At 44.0% G+C, this 18,675-nt stretch carries 11 protein-coding genes; 4 read left to right on the top strand and 7 right to left on the bottom strand.

Annotated features, from left to right (window positions below; all coding sequences use genetic code 11):
• Window positions 1-58: 58 nt before the first annotated feature.
• Window positions 59-1,522 carry a bifunctional NUDIX hydrolase/phosphatase PAP2 family protein gene (locus DYB02_RS09290; RefSeq protein ID WP_025611082.1) on the top strand — a complete coding sequence of 488 codons (1,464 nt, stop codon included), beginning with the start codon at window positions 59-61 and terminating at the stop codon, window positions 1,520-1,522.
• 96 nt (window positions 1,523-1,618) lie between these two features.
• Here the strand turns inward: DYB02_RS09290 and DYB02_RS09285 are convergent, their stop codons facing one another.
• Entirely contained in the window at window positions 1,619-2,428 is an 810-nt protein-coding gene (locus DYB02_RS09285; RefSeq protein ID WP_021453162.1) for a Cof-type HAD-IIB family hydrolase, read from the bottom strand.
• Window positions 2,429-2,593: 165 nt separating this feature from the next.
• On the opposite strand from DYB02_RS09285, the gene queE reads away from it, so the two are divergent.
• Both queE and queC read left to right on the top strand, forming a co-directional pair.
• Window positions 2,594-3,244 (top strand): 7-carboxy-7-deazaguanine synthase QueE, encoded by a 651-nt coding sequence (gene queE, locus DYB02_RS09280; protein WP_029805835.1) that lies wholly within the window; start codon window positions 2,594-2,596, stop codon window positions 3,242-3,244.
• A gap of 14 nt (window positions 3,245-3,258) precedes the next feature.
• Window positions 3,259-3,957 (top strand): 7-cyano-7-deazaguanine synthase QueC, encoded by a 699-nt coding sequence (gene queC / locus DYB02_RS09275; RefSeq protein ID WP_017448988.1) that lies wholly within the window; start codon window positions 3,259-3,261, stop codon window positions 3,955-3,957.
• 8 nt (window positions 3,958-3,965) lie between these two features.
• Here queC and DYB02_RS09270 read toward each other — a convergent pair whose 3' ends face one another.
• The 4 genes from DYB02_RS09270 to DYB02_RS09255 form a co-directional block, all read right to left on the bottom strand.
• Window positions 3,966-5,942, bottom strand: coding sequence for a tetratricopeptide repeat-containing diguanylate cyclase (locus tag DYB02_RS09270; protein ID WP_029805837.1), 1,977 nt, complete (start codon window positions 5,940-5,942; stop codon window positions 3,966-3,968).
• A gap of 188 nt (window positions 5,943-6,130) precedes the next feature.
• On the bottom strand, window positions 6,131-6,484 hold the full coding sequence (locus DYB02_RS09265) for a DUF2750 domain-containing protein (RefSeq protein WP_005477755.1): 354 nt from the start codon (window positions 6,482-6,484) through the stop codon (window positions 6,131-6,133).
• A gap of 150 nt (window positions 6,485-6,634) precedes the next feature.
• Window positions 6,635-7,255: an OmpA family protein gene (locus DYB02_RS09260; protein ID WP_021453008.1), complete on the bottom strand. Its 621-nt coding sequence runs from the start codon at window positions 7,253-7,255 to the stop codon at window positions 6,635-6,637.
• Between the two features lie 2 nt (window positions 7,256-7,257).
• Entirely contained in the window at window positions 7,258-8,568 is a 1,311-nt protein-coding gene (locus DYB02_RS09255) for a TolC family outer membrane protein (protein WP_005464216.1), read from the bottom strand.
• 510 nt (window positions 8,569-9,078) lie between these two features.
• On the opposite strand from DYB02_RS09255, the gene DYB02_RS09250 reads away from it, so the two are divergent.
• Window positions 9,079-16,392 carry a tandem-95 repeat protein gene (locus DYB02_RS09250; protein WP_041955118.1) on the top strand — a complete coding sequence of 2,438 codons (7,314 nt, stop codon included), beginning with the start codon at window positions 9,079-9,081 and terminating at the stop codon, window positions 16,390-16,392.
• Window positions 16,393-16,457: 65 nt separating this feature from the next.
• Here DYB02_RS09250 and DYB02_RS09245 read toward each other — a convergent pair whose 3' ends face one another.
• Window positions 16,458-17,075: an OmpA family protein gene (locus DYB02_RS09245; RefSeq protein WP_029847004.1), complete on the bottom strand. Its 618-nt coding sequence runs from the start codon at window positions 17,073-17,075 to the stop codon at window positions 16,458-16,460.
• 2 nt (window positions 17,076-17,077) lie between these two features.
• On the bottom strand, window positions 17,078-18,394 hold the full coding sequence (locus DYB02_RS09240; RefSeq protein WP_024103885.1) for a TolC family outer membrane protein: 1,317 nt from the start codon (window positions 18,392-18,394) through the stop codon (window positions 17,078-17,080).
• Window positions 18,395-18,675 lie beyond the last annotated feature (281 nt).

Here is an 18,675-nt window from a genome sequence, read left to right as displayed (position 1 = left end):
TATTGGTAATACTGCCATCATGCATTGGTCATTATTCTCTTCATTAAAGGTTTATCTTGTGCTGAGACAGTTGTTTTTTCTCACTCTCTTTTCTGCTTTGCTTTCTACGTCTTCAGTGACAATGGCAAAATCGGTATCCGGTTCGTCATTGAATGGAATTAAAGGCGCGCTCTGTGTTGTTCGAGCCGACGACAAGCTTGTACTGGTTCATGAAATTCTCACCAACAAAATCTCCTTGCCGGGAGGTACTATTATTGAAGGTGAATCTCCAGAAATTGCCGCGCAACGAGAAACGTGGGAAGAAACGGGGCTTGCAGTAACTGTCGGTAATGAGTTGGGTAGAACCTCAACTGCGATCTTGTTCGACTGCGTATCTGATTCTGAAGTTATCGCCTTTTCTATGAATAACTCATTGGGTGGAAACGAGCTGCCTTCTTGGTTTGCGCCTCATTACGGTGTGGAAGTGGCTTCTGCCATGCTGCTTAACCCAAGTGAACTTACGGCATCTCAATATCGCTATCCGGCTCAATGGCCAGCAGTTGTTAACCTTTTTGCTAATGCAACAAACCAGCCGGTTTCTTACGTTACACAGCTAATTGAGTCTGCACCTACATTCCGTCAGATCGAGCTCTCTTGGGTGATGGAACTACAAGGTTGGATTGGTGAGCTTTCAGACAACAGTTACAAAGCCGCGTACGAGTTTGCAAGCGTAGTGATGGAGCTGACGACGCCGACTATTTTGCTGTTTTTATTCCCGTTCGTCATGATGCGCTTTGATAGTCGCTTTGTGTACCGACTGTTCTTCGCCATTACCGCGACATCTTTAATGGTTTTGGTGGCACAGCAGGGATTTTCTCTACCAAGGCCGCATGTGTACGTGCCTATGGCGGAACTTCCAAACAGTTACGGCTTTAGTTTTCCAAGCTTGCCTATTGCGGTTTGGTTCTGTGTGTTGACATTTTTGTTCCAAAGAACGCACAGCTTTGGATTTAACAGTACCACGGTGTTGATGGCCGCTATCACGCTAATAGTCATGCTGTGCAAGTTCTTCCTAGGTTCTGCGTTTATTCTTGATATGTTACTGGGTGCCTTGTTGGGCATCTTGGTTGCTTGGCACGTATTACGTTTGGAAACGAATCCAGAGGTCAATGTTGATCAACTCCTCAGCTCAAAAGGAGTGTGGTTTACGTTGACTGCAGTGACTGCCGTTATTTCGGTGATTTGGCCGTTACCTGTGTTTGGCAACTGGTTAGCGATGTTGATCACGGCTTCTGCACTCGTGCTTACGTTTAAGGAGTCTCAGGTGAGATTAAACAGTAAGCAGATGATTTTTGTCACTTTGGCGTTGATATTGACTCAGCAGGTGTATTTGTTTGCTGCGACGAGCGTCTCTTCCAGCGGTTTTTGGTCATTGGTGTTTATGACGTTCCACTATCCGATATTGATGCTGTTGTTCATCTTTATGGCAAGAAGATTGACTCATCAAAATCAGTACCAAGAAGAGCTCAAACTGTCAGAATAATAAGTACTTCGGTATCAAGTAAAAAGCCTCGCAATTCGCGAGGCTTTTTGTGTTTTAGGTGCTTAATTCTGTAAAGCTACTTTTATAAAGCGAGAGCTAAGCGTTAAGAACAAATTTCTCAATTGCTTTCGCTACGCCGTGGTCGTCGTTACTTTCAGTGATGTAATCTGCGATTCTCTTGGTTTCTTCCATCGCATTTGCCATTGCGATACCAAGACCTGCGTACTTCAGCATGTGGTGGTCATTTTCAGCATCACCCATACAGATCACTTCTTCTGGTTGAATTCCTAAGTACTCAGCAATCGCTGCAACTCCGATGCCTTTGTTACTCGCTGGGTTAAGAAACTCTAGGAAGAATGGGGCACTTTGAACAACAGTAAACTCTTCACGCATTTCAGGTGGAAGCGCAGCGATGACCTCGGTGAGTTTACTTGGCTCGGCAACCATCATTGCTTTGATGATTGGATGATCATCTTCTAGCGATTCAAAATTCATCTCTGTCACGTCTAAGCCATTAATGTTGGCTTCGATGTCAGTGTATGGGTTGTTCTCATTAGTGATCAAGCCGTGCACTTGGCTGAATGCGTGCACATAAGCGCCTAGTTCTTTCGCTTTATGAGCGACTAATTTAGCTGCCTTACCATCAATGATTTGCTGGTGGATAATTTCGTTTGTACCTACATTTTTAACCATAGAACCATTGTAGAAAAGGACAAAATCTTTATCGGAATGAATATTCAGCTCATCCAATTTTGCCTGCATGCCTTCAAGTGGGCGGCCAGAAGCCAAAACGACAGTAACGCCAGCTTCACGAGCTTTCGCTATAGCGTGTTTGTTTTCTTCTGAAATCGCTTTGTCACTGTTTAATAACGTGCCGTCCATGTCTAGGGCGATCAGTTTGTACATCTTTACTTACCTTAAAATAATGGGAACCTGAGTATGAAACTACAAAATGGGCTATTTTAACAATTAATTTTTGGTTTGAATTGACCTAGACACGCCTCTCCATTAAGGTCTTCGCCTCGAAGTTTTATGAGTTAAGTGAGTTCTGCGTTGTATAAGCTAAATGAGATGTTTGAAACCATCCAAGGGGAAGGGATCTTTACTGGTGTTCCTGCCGTTTTCGTTCGCTTGCAAGAGTGCCCAGTAGGGTGCAGTTGGTGTGATACAAAACAAACGTGGGATGCCGAAGAAAAGGATCAGCGTCCTATTGGTGATATTTTGGTGAAGACGGAAGATTCTCCGACTTGGTGCAAGGCATCGGCTGAAGACATCGTAGAACAATACAAACAGCAAGGCTTCAATGCGAAGCATATTGTTATCACTGGTGGTGAACCGTGCATTTACGATTTGCGTCCGTTGAGCAAAGCGTTTGAAGATATGGGCTGTCAGTGCCAGATTGAAACCAGTGGGACATCAGAAGTCGTCACGTCTGAAAAAACGTGGGTGACAGTGTCACCAAAAGTGGCGATGAAAGGTAAATTGCCCGTACTGAAAAGTGCTTTGGAGCGTGCTAATGAAATCAAGCACCCAGTCGGTACGCAAAAAGACATCGATCATCTTGATGAACTACTTGCAAACGCTGATATAAAGACAGAAACGGTGATCGCTTTACAACCAATCAGCCAGAAGCCTCGCGCAACTCAGTTGTGTATCGAAACGTGCATCGCGCGCAATTGGCGTCTATCTATTCAAACTCATAAATACCTAAGTATTGCTTAAGCTCGGAGAGTAAAATGAAAAAAGCTGTTGTTGTTTTCAGTGGCGGGCAAGACTCGACAACCTGTCTCGTACAAGCCCTTAAAGAGTTTGATGAAGTGCATGCAATCACTTTTGATTATGGCCAACGTCATAAACTGGAGATCGAAGTTGCGCAAAAGATCGCCAAAGACCTTGGTGTAAAAGCGCATAAAGTGATGGATGTTGGTTTACTGAATGAACTTGCTATCAGCTCTCTGACGCGTGATGACATCCCTGTTTCTCACGAATTACAAGAGAATGGCTTGCCGAACTCGTTTGTGCCTGGCCGTAATATTTTGTTCTTAACTCTTGCTGGCATTTATGCTTACCAAATCGGTGCCGATACGGTGATTACGGGCGTGTGTGAAACGGACTTTAGTGGCTACCCAGATTGCCGAGATGATTTTGTGAAATCAATGAACACGGCGCTGGTTAAAGGTATGGATCGAGCTTTGACGATCAAAACACCGCTGATGTGGCTCAATAAGGCAGAAACATGGGCGTTAGCGGATCAATACAATGCGTTGCAACTGGTTCGTGAAAACACGCTAACTTGCTACAACGGCATCATCGGTGATGGTTGTGGCGATTGCCCATCGTGTGATTTACGCAAAGCCGGGCTCGATGATTACTTGAATAACAAAGATGCAGTTATGAAATCTTTGGTTCAAAAGCAGGAATCAGAAGGTCTATAAACAGACCTTCACGAATTTGCAAATTCTGAACTCAGGTTAATTGGCTCATTGTACGCATCAACAACCGCGTTTTTGCCATTTCTCTTCGCCTGATACAAAGCTTGGTCTAATATCGAGTACAGCTCATCGAAGTTGGTGAGTGGCATTGATGTCGATAGATAGGCCAAGCTTGCCGTTACACGAAGGTCTTCATTTCTTTCCGTTTTGATTTGTTTTTCCGAAATAGTTTTATGCAAACTTTGAACTCGGAACGGTACATCAATTTCATCAACGTTTTTGAGTAAAAGAACAAATTCCTCTCCACCTAAACGCCCGATGTATTCACCTTTATTGAGTTTTACGCGGATGCTTTGACAAACGTGTTTCAAAACCAAATCGCCAGTAGGGTGGCCGTAGGTATCATTGATGGCTTTAAAGTTATCTAAGTCAATTAAAGCCAGAACATATCGCATCTCTTGATGAGTTTTCGAGGTTTGGCTTTTGATGGTCTCAATGATCGCGGTTCTATTTAAGGCGCACGTTAAACTGTCTATCCGTGCTTTGTTTCGAGTTTGTCGCTGAGCCATTATTGCCAGCACCAAAAGAAGCACTAAGCAGGCCACCACAAAATTGTACGCGCGTTTTTGATCTGTAAGCTTTTCAAACTCGCTCTGCTTTAAATTCCGCTCGTTCGCAAGTTTGATCAGTTGCAGTTCGTATTCGTACTCATTTTTGGTGAGGTCAAGAGCTTCCATTGCCTTGATGTTACTGGTGTCTCGGTTATCTAGTTCCAATGTTGAATACGCTTCATAGTGACTTAGCGCCGCTTTGTAATCCCCAAGTTCTTGGTAAGCATTGGACAGCAACAGTTGTGCTCTCGCTTGTAGCAATGGCCTTGAGTTTTCCATTGCTAGTGTGAACGCTTCTTTACCGTGCTCGATCGCCTTTTCTGGCGCGTCATTTTTCAGATAAGCAAAACCAGCGGCTAAATGCCCCTCGGTTTGCAAATGGTTGTTTTCGTATCGCTCGCCCAAACCGAGTGCTTTGTTAATGTATTTGACGGCTTGTTCAAGGTTGCCAATTTCAGCAATAGCGGAAGCAAGACCCAAATACGCCAAGCCTTGTCCATACGGATAGTGGAGCTCTTCCAAGATTTTCAATGAGTTCTGGTAGTGGTTAATGGCCTTATCGAAATCTTTCGATTTGTTATACATCCGAGCTAGGCTGTGTTCGACTTGCGCCACTTTGAGTGGGGCCTCCTCAAGTTGACGCGCAAGCAAGGATTGGATGAGGTATTGCTCCGATTGCTCAAACTGTCCTAATTCGGCCAGTAAATTGCCGACATCGTTATAAATACCAGATGGGTCGCTTTGATAAGACATATTGGCAAGCAGACGGCGGTACAAGCTCAGAGCTTTTTCGTAGTCGCCGCGATAATTGTAGTTGTTCGCTACGACTCGCAACGCCAAGTCTGCAGGGAAGACTTCTGCGTGCTTATCGTCTAAATGGCTTTCGAGAGATGAGCAAAAGAAGTTTGCCTTGTGGTAACGGCCTTGCTGGTTTAGCGTGTAGCAAAGTTGGTAATTCATCAACGCTTTACCTTCCTCGTCACCATTTTGTTTCATCTTTTGCCTTAACGAGCTGAAACTGGCAACAGAAGCGTCATAACTGCCATGTTTACGTTCGTTTAAAGCGAGAATGTACTCAGATTCTAACTTCGCGAAATCATTGTTTAAGATTTGGCTACTTCCGTAATAAGGCTGCTTAATGTTGGCCATGTACTCATAAATCAACCCACTGACGTAAAGTCTCTCGCTGTCAGATACGGAAGTATGATAACGGTCTTGAAGCATGCTAAGAGCAGAAGCCGCATCGTTGTGTAACGTTGTTTGATAGACAGCGTGCCATTGCGTAAAGTTTTGGGTGTGTTCAATCTCGGTAGAGTCACTTGCGTATATTTGACTGCAAAAAAGCAGTGACGCAAGCAAAGGAGACAGCGCGCGCATAAGGAAGTAGCCTTGTGTTTTTCTTATATAATCTTTTCAGTATGTTATACCCATTATCTTATAGGCGATGTGACCACGTGAAGTGAATAAACAATACTGAATGGAAAAACTATGAAGTGGGTCGATATTTGTGTTGAGAATTAGGGGAGGGAATAGAAACCCCGGCACACGTGCCGAGGTCAACGCGATTAGTCTACGTATAGCTTCGCTAGATCTTGAGGCTCCATTTCTTTGCCTTCTAGCTGATCATTCCAGTTTGTACCAACAAGAACGCCGTCTTCAGCAAGAGTCAGAAGCCAATCTTCTACAAAGATATCTAGTGGAATTTCAAGAACAGTAAAATCTGCCCACTCTTCAACGTTGTGCGCTTCAGCATCTTCTTTTGAAGACCAGAAAGGCATTACTTCGCTATTTTCGAACTCAGTTGAATCGCAAGACAACCAACCTTCTTCATTGCGTAGACCCCAAACGAGTTGGTTTTCTTTCGTTTCTGCTACGAAAAGATCAAGGTTTGCTTGGATATCTGATGTAAGTTTGCTCATTTCAAAACTCTCATTGTTATGACGCCGCTAGATTACCACTAAAGCGCCGATTCCTAAAGCATAATACGGCTTCAAGCCACTATGAAAAGAAAAGGAGCCGAAGCTCCTTTTGTCAAATCTGAGTGCGATGTGAGAGTGTAAAAGTTTAGATTAGCTTTCTGCTTCAGGAAGCGTCGTAAAGATCGTCCACTCTTTTTTAACTTTACCCTTGTAACCAACAACAGATGCGGTCACTCGGCGGTTAAGTGCGTGACTTACCTGATCGGTGCCTTGCTCTGCTAGATGTGTGTCACCAAAACCAATGATGCGAACACGATTTGGTTCAATACCGTAACTTAATAGCGCGTCACGCACGTTTTTCGCTCGTCGTTCAGAGAGATCTTGATTGTGTTTTGAACCACCTGTTTTACTCGCGTAACCTTGTAGTTCAATCGAGGTCGTTGGGTAATCCTTCAAGAACTCGGACAACTCACGAATTTGACGACGAAATACCGGATTGATCTCATCAGAATCGTTGGCAAATAGCACACGAACCTGCATTTTCTCAGATGCTTTGATGTATTCGCCACAGCCATCATTGTCAACTTCAGAGCCAGCTGGCGTCCCCGGACATAGGTCGCGAGCGTTAATCACACCGTCGTTATCTTCGTCTTGTAAGTCAGCAATTTGTTCTGCGGTAGGGAATGCACGGTAATCGTACTCATCTTCAGCGATTGCTTGTTGCGTAACGGCGATAACGCTTAATGCCAATAGCAGTTTCATCGGTTTCATGATTAGTACTCCACCTTCTGGTTCCATTCTGTTGGTACATCAACACGCAAGGCATTCAACAGTTGACCCGTAGCATTCATCACTCGGTACTTCGCGTATTGTTCCGCGTATTTAGCGTCTAAATAGTTCTTTCTTGCTTCGAACAGTTCGTTTTCAGTATTCAAAAGGTCAAGTAGAGTACGCTTACCAATGCGATATTGCTTTTCGTAAGCAATGACCGTTTCAGAAGCTGAGTCTACGTGGTCAGCTAAAAACTCTTTTTGTTGCAGAGTTAAATCTAACGCACTCCAAGACAAGCGAAGTCCTTCTTCGACATTTCGGTATGCGCGCTCTCGTAGATCTTTCGCTTTGTTTAACTGATATGCAAAGCTTTCTGCGTTCGCAACATCACTACCACCGTTGAACAAGTTGTAACGCATTCGAAGCATTGCTGTCGTTTCATCGCTGCTGCCTTCAATACCGCCGGCATCGTTGCGCCATGTTTGTGCTGCTTCTACAGAAATGGTCGGGTAGTAAGTTCCTTTCGATTGTTTGTACTGGAACTTCGCTGAATCCACATCTGCAACCGAGATTTTGATGACAGGGTGAGATTCAAATGCCAAGTCAATCGCTTCATCGATTGTGTATGGGATGAAGTTTTGATCCGCGCGTGGGAAGATCAATCCTTGTGGCGATTGTCCGACAAGACGCGTAAACATCGTTTGGCTATCAAACAGGTTATTTTGAGCCGCAACTAAGTTACCGTGCGCTTTTGCTAAACGCGCCTCAACTTGAGTCAGGTCTGCGGTCGAGCCGATACCTGAGTTGACACGTTTTTTAATGTCTTCATAAATTTTCTTATGAACTTTCAGGTTGTTCTCTGAAAGAGAAAGAATTTCATACGCTTTAACGGAATCTAAGTACACCTTAGTCACTTCCAACGCAGTGTCTTGCGCATCCGCAAGTAGTTGGTATCGCACAGATTCTGCATCTGCAGCAGTACGGTCCATATCATTAAGAGTGGCAGAGCCATCCCAAATCAATTGCGTTAAAGTGATAGTGGCTTCTTTACGAGTCAGATCGGTTGAGTCTCGTCCTGATTCTGCAGGATTTATACCTTCGTAACCGATACCTGCGTCAAGATCGACGGAAGGGAGGTAAGCACCGCCAGATGCTTCATTCACATACTGCTTGCTAACGAATTCATTGAACGCGCTTTTAATATCGGGATTTGTTTTTAGCGTATTTTCTACGGCTTGCTCTAGTGTTTGCCCAAAAGCATGACTAGCGGCGAATACACCAATACAAAAGGCGTTGGCACGAGTCCACTTCACTGTGATTCTCCTAGATGGTTATGTAATTTCTCGAGGCGAGAGGGCTTATAAGTGGAATACCTATAAGGGCGTCAATAATTTAGCGCACAATACCACTAATAATCGACGATGTAACCAATCGCTTTGTTTAGAATGTGTTTCAAAAGTGATACGAAAATACGCCTACTCGGGGCTTAACTTCGAACTAATATCACCTTTATTTGGTTTTGTTACATTTATAGTTGCTTATACAGAGATCTAAATCACCCACCAACTGAAAATCGACAATATGGGAAAATTGTGACTTATAAGTTGAAAATAGGCATCAAATTACTGTTATTGCAGTATATATTCGGGCAATATATAGCAAATTAGTATCGTTAGTCAAAAAGTTGACAGTAATTTGGGGTGAAGTTTTATATGGATCGTACAGCGTTAGTTTCACTCGGCAATCAAGTCGTTGTAATAGGATTAGATGGGAAGCTGAGAGTACTAACGGAGGGACAACAGCCACGACCAGGAGAAGTGGTTGTGACATCAACAGATGTTGGCCCTCTGGATTTAAACGTGCAATTGACTCAAGAGCAAGGTTCTAAAGGTGTCACTGATGATGTTTTACAAATCATTAGTGCAATCGAACAAGGACAAGACCCTTCTGCTGTAGATGAAGAGTTTGCGCCAGCAGCTGGTGAGAACGGCGGCTCTAGTCTGCAAACCAGTGCGACAATTGTTCGCGATGGTACTGAACTCTTGGCATCCACCAGTTTTGAAACCATTGGTATTGAGTCTCTAGGACTATCGCAAACACAAGTTCTAGCACTGAACGATCTATTCCGAAGTAATCTTCAAACGAGTGCTGATAGCACTGATAAACCTTTGGCAACAACGCCAGTTACTCTTGATGTGATTGAAGAGGACGGTGGTTCAATCATCATTACGACGGAAGAGTTACTGTCAAATGTTGATGATGAAGGCAAAGACACATTATCTGTTGAGGACCTCATTATCGATAAAGGGAATGGTACTCTTGTCGACAATGGTGATGGCACGTGGACTTTCACTCCGCAAATCGATGATGACACAGAAGTCTCTTTCACTTTCGACATTATTGATGACGAAGACCTAGTGGTATCTGGTTCTGCAAATCTCGATATTCTGCCTATCAATGATGCGCCAAACGCAGAAAATGATGTAATTACGACAGGAGAAGACACCGCTGTTACGATTGATGTTTTAGTCAATGATAGTGATGTTGAAGGTGACGTACTCAGCATTCAATCAGCATCAGTTCCTTCAGAGCAAGGCTCAGTTGACATTGTCGACGGCAAACTGGTGTTCACGCCAGCTGAGAACTTCAACGGTGAAGCAACCATCACTTATATCGTAACTGATGGCGATTTGACGGACGAAGCGAAAGTGACTGTTACGGTTACGCCTGTAAATGACAGTCCTGTTGCCGTTGATGACACCACATCTATACAAGAAGACACCGCAGTTACCATTGATGTACTGACTAACGACACCGACGTGGATGGCGATAAGCTGAGTATTGAATCAGCCTCTGTTCCTAAAGAGCAGGGTACGGTTGAAGTGGTTGATGGCAAACTCGTCTTCACTCCGGCAGAAAACTTCAATGGTGATGCTGAAATTACTTACACTGTAACGGACGGTGAATTGACCGACGAAGCGAAAGTAACTGTTACAGTAAATCCAGTGAACGATGCACCAACCATCAAGGTTGAAGCCGTAGAAAGCATCACTGAAGATGCAGTGAGCACTGATACGGTAGTCGCAACCTTAACGGTTCGCGATACTGACACGCCTGAAGACCAATTAACCGTTTCTTTAGAAAATAACTCAAACGGCTACTTCGTGTTGGTTGGCAATGAGGTCAAGCTGACTCAAGCGGGTGTTGACGCGGTTAACAACGATGAACTCAACCTTAAAGACCTGACTATCAGCGCGTCAGTATCGGATGGTGTTAATCCAACGGCGAGCGACAGTGATAGTTTGATTGTGAATCGTGTTAACGATGCACCGACTGTTGAAAATGCCATTGCAGACCAAGTGCTAGCGGAAGATTTCGATGTATACACGATCGACTTGAATGAAGTATTCAAAGATTCTGATTCCTCGCTAGAATTCTCAGTCTCTGGCAATAACAGCATCCAAATTTCTATTGTGAATGGCGTCGCCACAATCAATCCGACTGCGGATTGGAATGGCAAAGAGACAATTACGTTTACAGCTAAAGACCCAAGCGGCGAAAGCGTTAGCCAAACGGTGGACTTTACGGTTGCGCCTGTGGCGGACATCGTGGCAGACAAAGCGACGGTTGTGGAAGACACGCCAACCATCATTAAGGTTTTAGGTAACGATACGTTCGAAGACGACGGTAAAGTGGTGTCGCTCGATATCAATAACGGCCCAGCCAACGGCACGGTCTCGGTCAATCCTGACGGCAGCGTGACTTACACACCAAATGATAACTACGTCGGTAAAGATACTTTCACTTATGTCGTGACATCAGGCGGGGTATCGGAATCCACCACAGTGCGCGTCGATGTGACGCCAGTGAATGATGCACCAGTGGCGAAAGATGACATCGCTACGACACAAGAAGACACCGCAGTTACCATTGATGTCCTGCCAAACGATTCTGATGTGGATGGCGACAAGCTGAGTATTGAATCAGCCTCTGTACCTAAAGAGCAGGGTACGGTTGAAGTGGTGAATGGCAAACTTGTTTTCACTCCGGCCGAGAACTTCAATGGCGACGCCGAAATCACTTACACCGTAACGGACGGCCAATTGACCGACGAAGCGAAAGTAACTGTTACAGTAAATCCAGTAAACGATGCGCCAACCATCAAGGTTGATGCAGTAGAGGGCATCACTGAAAACGCAGTGAGCACCGATACGTTAGTGGCGACGTTGGAAGTCGCTGATATTGATACGCCAGAAGACCAATTAACCGTTTCTCTAGAAAACAACTCAAACGGTTACTTTGTGTTGGTTGGTGATGAAGTCAAGCTGACTCAAGCGGGCGTTGACGCGGTTAACAACGACGAACTCAACCTTAAAGATCTGACTATCAGTGCGTCAGTATCGGATGGTGTTAATCCAACAGCTAACGACAGTGATAGTTTGGTTGTGAATCGTGTTAACGATGCACCGACTGTTGAAAATGCCATTGCAGACCAAGTGTTATCGGAAGATTTCGATGCATACACGATCGACTTGAATGAAGTATTCAAAGATTCTGATTCCTCGCTAGAATTCTCAGTCTCTGGCAATAACAGCATCCAAATTTCTATTGTGAATGGTGTTGCTACCATTTCACCAACAGCAGACTGGAACGGCTCAGAAACCTTAACGTTTACTGCTACCGACCCAAGTGGTGAAAGCATTAGCCAAACGGTGGACTTTACGGTTGCACCAGTAGTCGACATCAAGGCTGACAGCACAAATGTAGTCGAAGACACACCAACTATCATTAACGTCTTAGGTAACGACACGTTCGAAGGCGACGATAAAGTGGTGTCTCTGGACGCTGAGAATGGTCCTAAAAATGGTACCGTCACCGTAAACAACGATGGTACGGTGACCTACACACCAGATGATAACTACGTCGGTAAAGATACTTTCACTTATGTCGTGACATCAGGCGGTGTGTCTGAGTCCACCACCGTCACGGTCAATGTGACACCAGTAAACGACAAGCCTGAAAGTGAAGACTTTACGCATGTCGCCGATGATCAGCTTACGCAAGTTGTGTTTGATACCGATACGAAACCTCTGGGGAGCGGTGACTCTAAGGATCATATCGCGGATGTTGAAGACGACTTAAAAGGCAACGATCTACATGTCCGGATTACTGAACTGCCAACATCAGGTACGTTGTTCTTTAAAGATAGTGACGGTGAGTTGCACGAAATTAAAGAAGTAAGCGATACGCTTTATGACAAAGACAGTCTTTACTATGAAGCTGATAATGTTGGCTTCTTATTAGGTATCAAAGATCGTCCAAATACGCCTAATGGCTCAGAATCTACATCAGATTTCAATAACTGGGGATTAAGTGAGGATGGTGGACCATCACATTCCCGTATTGAGCATTTAGCAAATGGAGCCTCTATCACGATTTCCTCTGATAGCGGTGAACTTGCGCAATACAACCGTCAGGTGTCACACATCGGCAATGGTATCGCTGACAATGACGGGCAGGGTATTGAGAAGGGTGAAACGATTACGGTCGATTTGTCTAATAATCCTGTTGGCTCTGTAAACCTTGGTCTAGATGGATTAGGTGGATTGTTTGATTACGGTGATGACAACGCAGCGCTTATTACGGTTACATACTTAGATTCAAATAATGTCCAACAGACTCAAACGTTCGAGTTTTTGAAGCCTGAAGGCAACTTCATGCTATTCCAAGAAACAAGCGTTGGTTATGGGAGAGATCTAGCTCTTCCTGAAGGTTCGGTCATTACTCAGTTAGATTTTTCTACGAAAAATGAAGGTAACTGGGAGTTACGTTATGTAGAAGGTGTTCCTGCCGAAGACAGCTTTGGATATGTGGCAGTCGACTCTGAAAGTGGCGTTAGCGATCCATCTACAGTCAATATCGTTAACGAAATGCTAGATGGTAATGTTGCGGAAAATGGACCTGCTGTGCAGAGCATTACAGGTGTTACTGTTGTTGAAGGTGACAATGTCACATTTTCTGTTTCTCTAAATAATGCAACAGATCAGACCGTTAAGTATCAAGTGGATTTCTCTGCAGAGGGTTCTAGTACGAGCTCTCAAGACATTGATTTGTCGAACGCAACTTTTACTAATGGCGTGAAGTATTTGGGCGGATACCTTATTGTTCCAGCCGGTGTGAATGGCTTTGAGATTACCATTCCAAGCATTGATGATCAGTTGGTTGAATCAACAGAAAGCCTTGTGATTAAAGTCGGAGATGTATCTGGCGTTGGCTATATTGATGATAATGATGTTCCGCCAACGGTTCAAAGCAACGAAATTTCCGGATTAGAAGACGAAGCGATTGTTATCACACTAGAACATTTAGGAGTCGTTGACAGTGGGGTAAGTGTTGAGTTTGACACTTCTGCTCTAAATGGCTCACTACAAGTGAAAGGTCCTGATGGTTGGGAAGTGGTTTCTGGCAGTGTACTCGCTTCTGATATCGAAAGTGGTCTTGTTCGCTATGTTCCTGCTGAACATGAATCTGGTGCAGATGTTTTCGATAAAGACGGTGTTGGGAACGGCTTGGATACTTACGAGCAGATTCATTTCACTGTTAGTGATGGCAATTCTTCTGCTTCAGGTACGTTGAGTATCGACATAGAGCCTGTAGCGGACCCAATTAAGATTGACCTTACTTTCGGTCCAGTAACGTCTGTACCTGTGACATTAGGCGGAAGCTGGTCTACAGACGAAGAACTTAAAGATCTGCTTGAGGCAAGTAATTTACCAGGGCTTGACTTTGAACATGTGGTGACACAAGCGTTTAATAATGGTCATGCTGGTAACGACTTAATGCTAAGCGGAGACACTGAATCACCACTGAGTTTTGTAGGTGATCAACAAGCAGGTGCCAACGTTGATGCTCAAGGCAGTGATATCTTTGTGACTGGAGGAGGTAATGATTCTATCTATGGCGGTATTGGTTCATTAGATGATCAAGCTGAGACGGACACAGTTGTTTACTCTGGTAAGTTGTCTGATTACGACTTCAGCTATTACCCAGCATCTGACCACTCAGAAGTCCCGTATTGGATTGTCGAAGATAGTCGATTTATTGATACAAAAGATGTTGTTTCGAGCACTCATAAAGAGTCGGGTGACCACCTTTATGAAATTGAACAACTTATCTTCCAAGATGCCATTATCAAGCTAGATAACAACACAGGAGAGTATGTTGTACTTACAGAGCAGCAAGTCTCTTTTGAGCTGAACCTTGATCTTATCGATGTGGATGGCAGTGAGTCATTCATTAACGATAGCGTCACCTTAACGGGAATCCCTTCAGGGCTAACATTAGAGGTGAATGGCAAAACGGTTACTGAAAACAGCGATGGTTCTTACACGGTTGACCTTTCAAGTGAACCAAATCAAACCAGTCATCAACTAAGCGGTACGATTACTGTACCAGCAGATTACAATGGCTCGTTAGATTTTGATGTAACAGCGACGGCAGGAAGTGTTGAAGTTAATAACAATACTCAAATGGGAGCGGACACGGCTTCTGTTTCAGTCCGTGATTATGAGTTTGTTTCTGGTACGCATGGTGATAACAACATAGTTGGGTCCGATGATAACGACGTGATCGTTGGTGATGTTCAAGGGTTACAAATTGTCGAAGGTCAGGATTACAACATTGCCTTTATGCTCGATACGTCTGGCAGTATGGGTTACGACGTTGGCCGTGCGGTAACTGAACTAAAAACAGTGCTGAATACTCTGATCGAAAGTGCGAGTGGACCTCATTCGGGCAAAGTGAACGTTTTATTAACCACTTTTTCCACTGAGAGCAAACAGGTGCTCGAGTTGGATTTGAGCTCTGACAACGCTAAGTCTCAAGTAGAATCAATATTGGACGCAATTGTGAAGCGCGGCGACGGTAACACAAACTATGAAGCAGGCTTCCAATCAGCATTGAACTGGTTTGAGAATGCTGATAGTGGCGCAACGAATTTAAGCTATTTCATTTCTGATGGTCGTCCAAACCAAGCTACAGACAACAATGTGAATTGGTATAGCAGTAAAGAGAGTGTTGTACTTGGCGTATCAGAGCAGCAGTTAGTGACCTTGGCTGATGTCTTGCCAAGTGATTATAGATTTGGCGATACAGTTACATACAACAATAAAATAGTCATAGATTTCCGTGGAACAGTATATTCCCTTTCTACTGGTGAAGAGATGGGTAGGATGCTGAATTCTTACGAATATGACGACTTTGGGAACAACGTTCTTGAGCAAGCAAATAACGCATATAGCGCATTGGCAGAATTTAGCGAAGTACGCTCAATAGGTATTGGCGGTCATCTGAATGAAGATTCGTTGAAACACTTTGACTCTGATGGTGTTGTAAGAACTAACATCGATGTTAATCAACTTGCAGAAGTGATTCTTGGCAAAGAAGTGTCATTAATGCAAGGCAAGGATGAGATTAGTAGCCTTGATGGAAACGACATCATTTTTGGTGATGCGATTCGTTTTGATATCAATGGAGAGCAAGGTGTTTCTGCGCTACAAAACTATGTAGCTTCTCAACTGGGGAAAGATGTTGCTCTGGTAACGAAGGAGGAAGTTCATCACTACATTACTGAAAACCAAGCTGAGTTTGAGCAATCTCGTTATTATGACCAAGCGGACACCATTTATGGTGGTGCAGGAAATGACATCTTGTTTGGGCAAGGTGGAAACGACAAGCTGTTCGGTGGCGCAGATAATGACATTTTGATTGGTGGTTTAGGCAGCGACATTCTGACTGGCGGTGATGGTGAGGACATCTTCAAATGGATCGACGTGGCCAACGAACGCGACACTGTCACAGATTTTTCTAGCAGTGAAGACTCTCTAGACTTCTCCGATCTGTTTGATGATTTATCGAAAGATGAAGTAGGCGATCTGTTAAGTGATTTACAATCAGGTAATCATACAGGAGACGCTGGCGGCTATCATGTTGAAGTAAGTCAAGATGGCAGCGCAGATACGAATTTGAGTATTACTAAAGGTAGCTCAACATTAGATATCCACTTCAATAGCGCAAGCGTGGATGATATCACACAGCATTTGATTGCAAGTCTCGATTCTCAATACAAAGACATGTAGTGACAAATCAGCCTCTAATAAAAAGGTCTAGCAATTGCTAGACCTTTTTTGATGTTCTTGAATAGTTAGCTTTTTGGAAGTGTGGTGAAAATGGTCCATTCTTTTTTCACTTCACCTTTATGTCCTACTACAGTTGCGGTCACACGTCGGTTCAAAGCATGGCTTACTTCGTCTGTTCCGGTTGTTGCTAAAACCGTCTCGCCGTAGCCAACAATAGTAACTCGATCAGGAGTAATACCGTTTTGAAGCAGCGCCTTTCTTACGTTCTCTGCTCGGCGTTTGGAGAGATCTAAATTGTGCTCAGATCCACCTGTGCGGCTCGCATAACCTTGCAACTCAATGGATGTGCTTGGGTATTCTTTCAAGAAATCTGAGAGTTCTCGAATCTGCTTCGCGAAAACCGGGTTGATTTCATCTGAATCATTCGCAAATAACACTCGAATTTGCATTTGTTGTGATGAGTTTGCGTAAGATCCGCAGCCATCATTATCAATTTCTGCTCCTAATGGTGTGCCTGGACATAAATCGCGCTGGTTAATGACACCGTCGCTGTCGTCATCTTGGTGGTCGGCCCATTGATCTGCAATAGGAGTGTCGATGTAATCGTATTCGTCGCCTCGCTCACTCGAAGAGCTACATGCAGCAACAACTAATGACAGTGCAATAATAGTTATGTTTTTCATAATTAATACTCCACTTTTTCTAGCCATTCTTTCGGCATTTCGACTCTTAACGCACTCAACAATTGGCCAGTTGCGTTCATCACACGATATTTGGCATATTGCTCTGCATATTTTGAATCAAGATAATCTTTACGCGCTTCAAACAACTCGTTTTCAGTGTTCAGAACGTCTAGTAAGGTTCGTTTACCGATTCGATATTGCTTTTCATACGCGATGACCGTCTCAGCTGCCGAATCAACGTGGTCTGCTAAAAATTCTTTTTGTTGCAGCGTTAAGTCCAGAGCACTCCAAGATAAGCGAAGTCCTTCCTCAACATTACGGTACGCGCCTTCACGTAAGTCTTTCGCTTTGTTGAGTTGGTATGCGAAGTTTTCTGAATTTGCCGCATCGCTACCGCCGTTGAACAAGTTATAGCGTAAACGCAACATGGCGAGAGTTTCATCGCTTCGACCTTTTAAGCCATCCGCATCGTCTTTCCAAGTTTGAGAAGCTTCAATCGAGATCGTCGGGTAGTTAACGCCTTTCGATTGTTTGTATTGGAACTTGGCAGAGTCCACATCCGCCAATGCGATTTGAATTACGGGGTGTAATTCAAATGCCAAACCAACCGCTTCATCGACGGTGTAGGGGATAAAGTTCTGATCAGCTCTTGGAAAAATTAACCCTTGTGGCGTTTGCCCCACCAAGCGGGTAAACATTGTGTGGGAGTCGTAAAGGTTGTTTTGTGCAGCTGCCAGATTACCATGCGCTTTCGCTAAACGTGCTTCAACCTGTGTTAAGTCCGCAGTAGAGCCGATGCCGGAAGTGACGCGTTTTTTGATGTCCGTATAGATGTCTTTGTGAACGGCAAGATTGTTCTCAGACAGCTTTAAGACTTCATAAGCCTTTACCGCATCTAAGTAGACTTTAGTGACTTCTAATGCCTTGTCTGAAGCATCAGCTAACAGTTGGAATCGCACCGATTCTGCATCCGCAGCGGTACGGTCAATATCGTTTAATGTCGCGCTGCCATCCCAAATTAATTGGGTTAGGGTGATAGACGCTTCTTTTCTCGTATAGTCAGTGTTGCCTCGTCCGACTTCATCAGATGGGTCGAGGCCTTCGTAACCAATGCCCGCATCAAGATCGAGAGAAGGCAAATAGGCGCCTGTTGACGCCTCATTGATGTACCTTCGGCTCTCAAATTCATTAAATGCGCTTTTGATATCTGGGTTATTTTTTAACGTTAATGCCACGGCTTGCTCTAAAGTTTGACCGAAAACGGGTATAGACACTATTAAGCTACAGCAGCAAGCAATACTTAGTCGGTTCCATTTCACGGTGTTTCTCCTAAAAAATCGTGTTGCTTTTTGCTGTTTCATCTCACATTTGAGATAAAACATCACAAATAACAGTGTTTGAGTAAGTAAATTATCAACCTACTGTTAAACCTAGGCTTTTGTTTAGAATATCCAGAAGTTCGCCTGATTAAACCTTAGCACATGTGCAAAATGTTGCTTGGCAACCGTTTGTGTTTAAGCAAGAGAAAAGCTTGATTTCTTAATATCATAGCGTTCCACGACCTGTGCAATTCCCTGCTGCACCTGTAACCCCGCCCCTT

It is taken from the genome of Vibrio parahaemolyticus, assembly GCF_900460535.1.
Lineage (GTDB): Bacteria > Pseudomonadota > Gammaproteobacteria > Enterobacterales > Vibrionaceae > Vibrio > Vibrio parahaemolyticus.
This window is presented reverse-complemented; position numbering and strand designations above follow the sequence as displayed.

Coding starts and splice junctions, on each gene's coding strand:
- DYB02_RS09265 (WP_005477755.1), bottom strand. CDS start 6,484: ATGAGCAAACTTACATCAGATATCCAAGCAAACCTTGATCTTTTCGTA.
- DYB02_RS09270 (WP_029805837.1), bottom strand. CDS start 5,942: ATGCGCGCGCTGTCTCCTTTGCTTGCGTCACTGCTTTTTTGCAGTCAA.
- queE (WP_029805835.1), top strand. CDS start 2,594: ATGTTTGAAACCATCCAAGGGGAAGGGATCTTTACTGGTGTTCCTGCC.
- DYB02_RS09260 (WP_021453008.1), bottom strand. CDS start 7,255: ATGAAACCGATGAAACTGCTATTGGCATTAAGCGTTATCGCCGTTACG.
- DYB02_RS09285 (WP_021453162.1), bottom strand. CDS start 2,428: ATGTACAAACTGATCGCCCTAGACATGGACGGCACGTTATTAAACAGT.
- DYB02_RS09245 (WP_029847004.1), bottom strand. CDS start 17,075: ATGAAAAACATAACTATTATTGCACTGTCATTAGTTGTTGCTGCATGT.
- queC (WP_017448988.1), top strand. CDS start 3,259: ATGAAAAAAGCTGTTGTTGTTTTCAGTGGCGGGCAAGACTCGACAACC.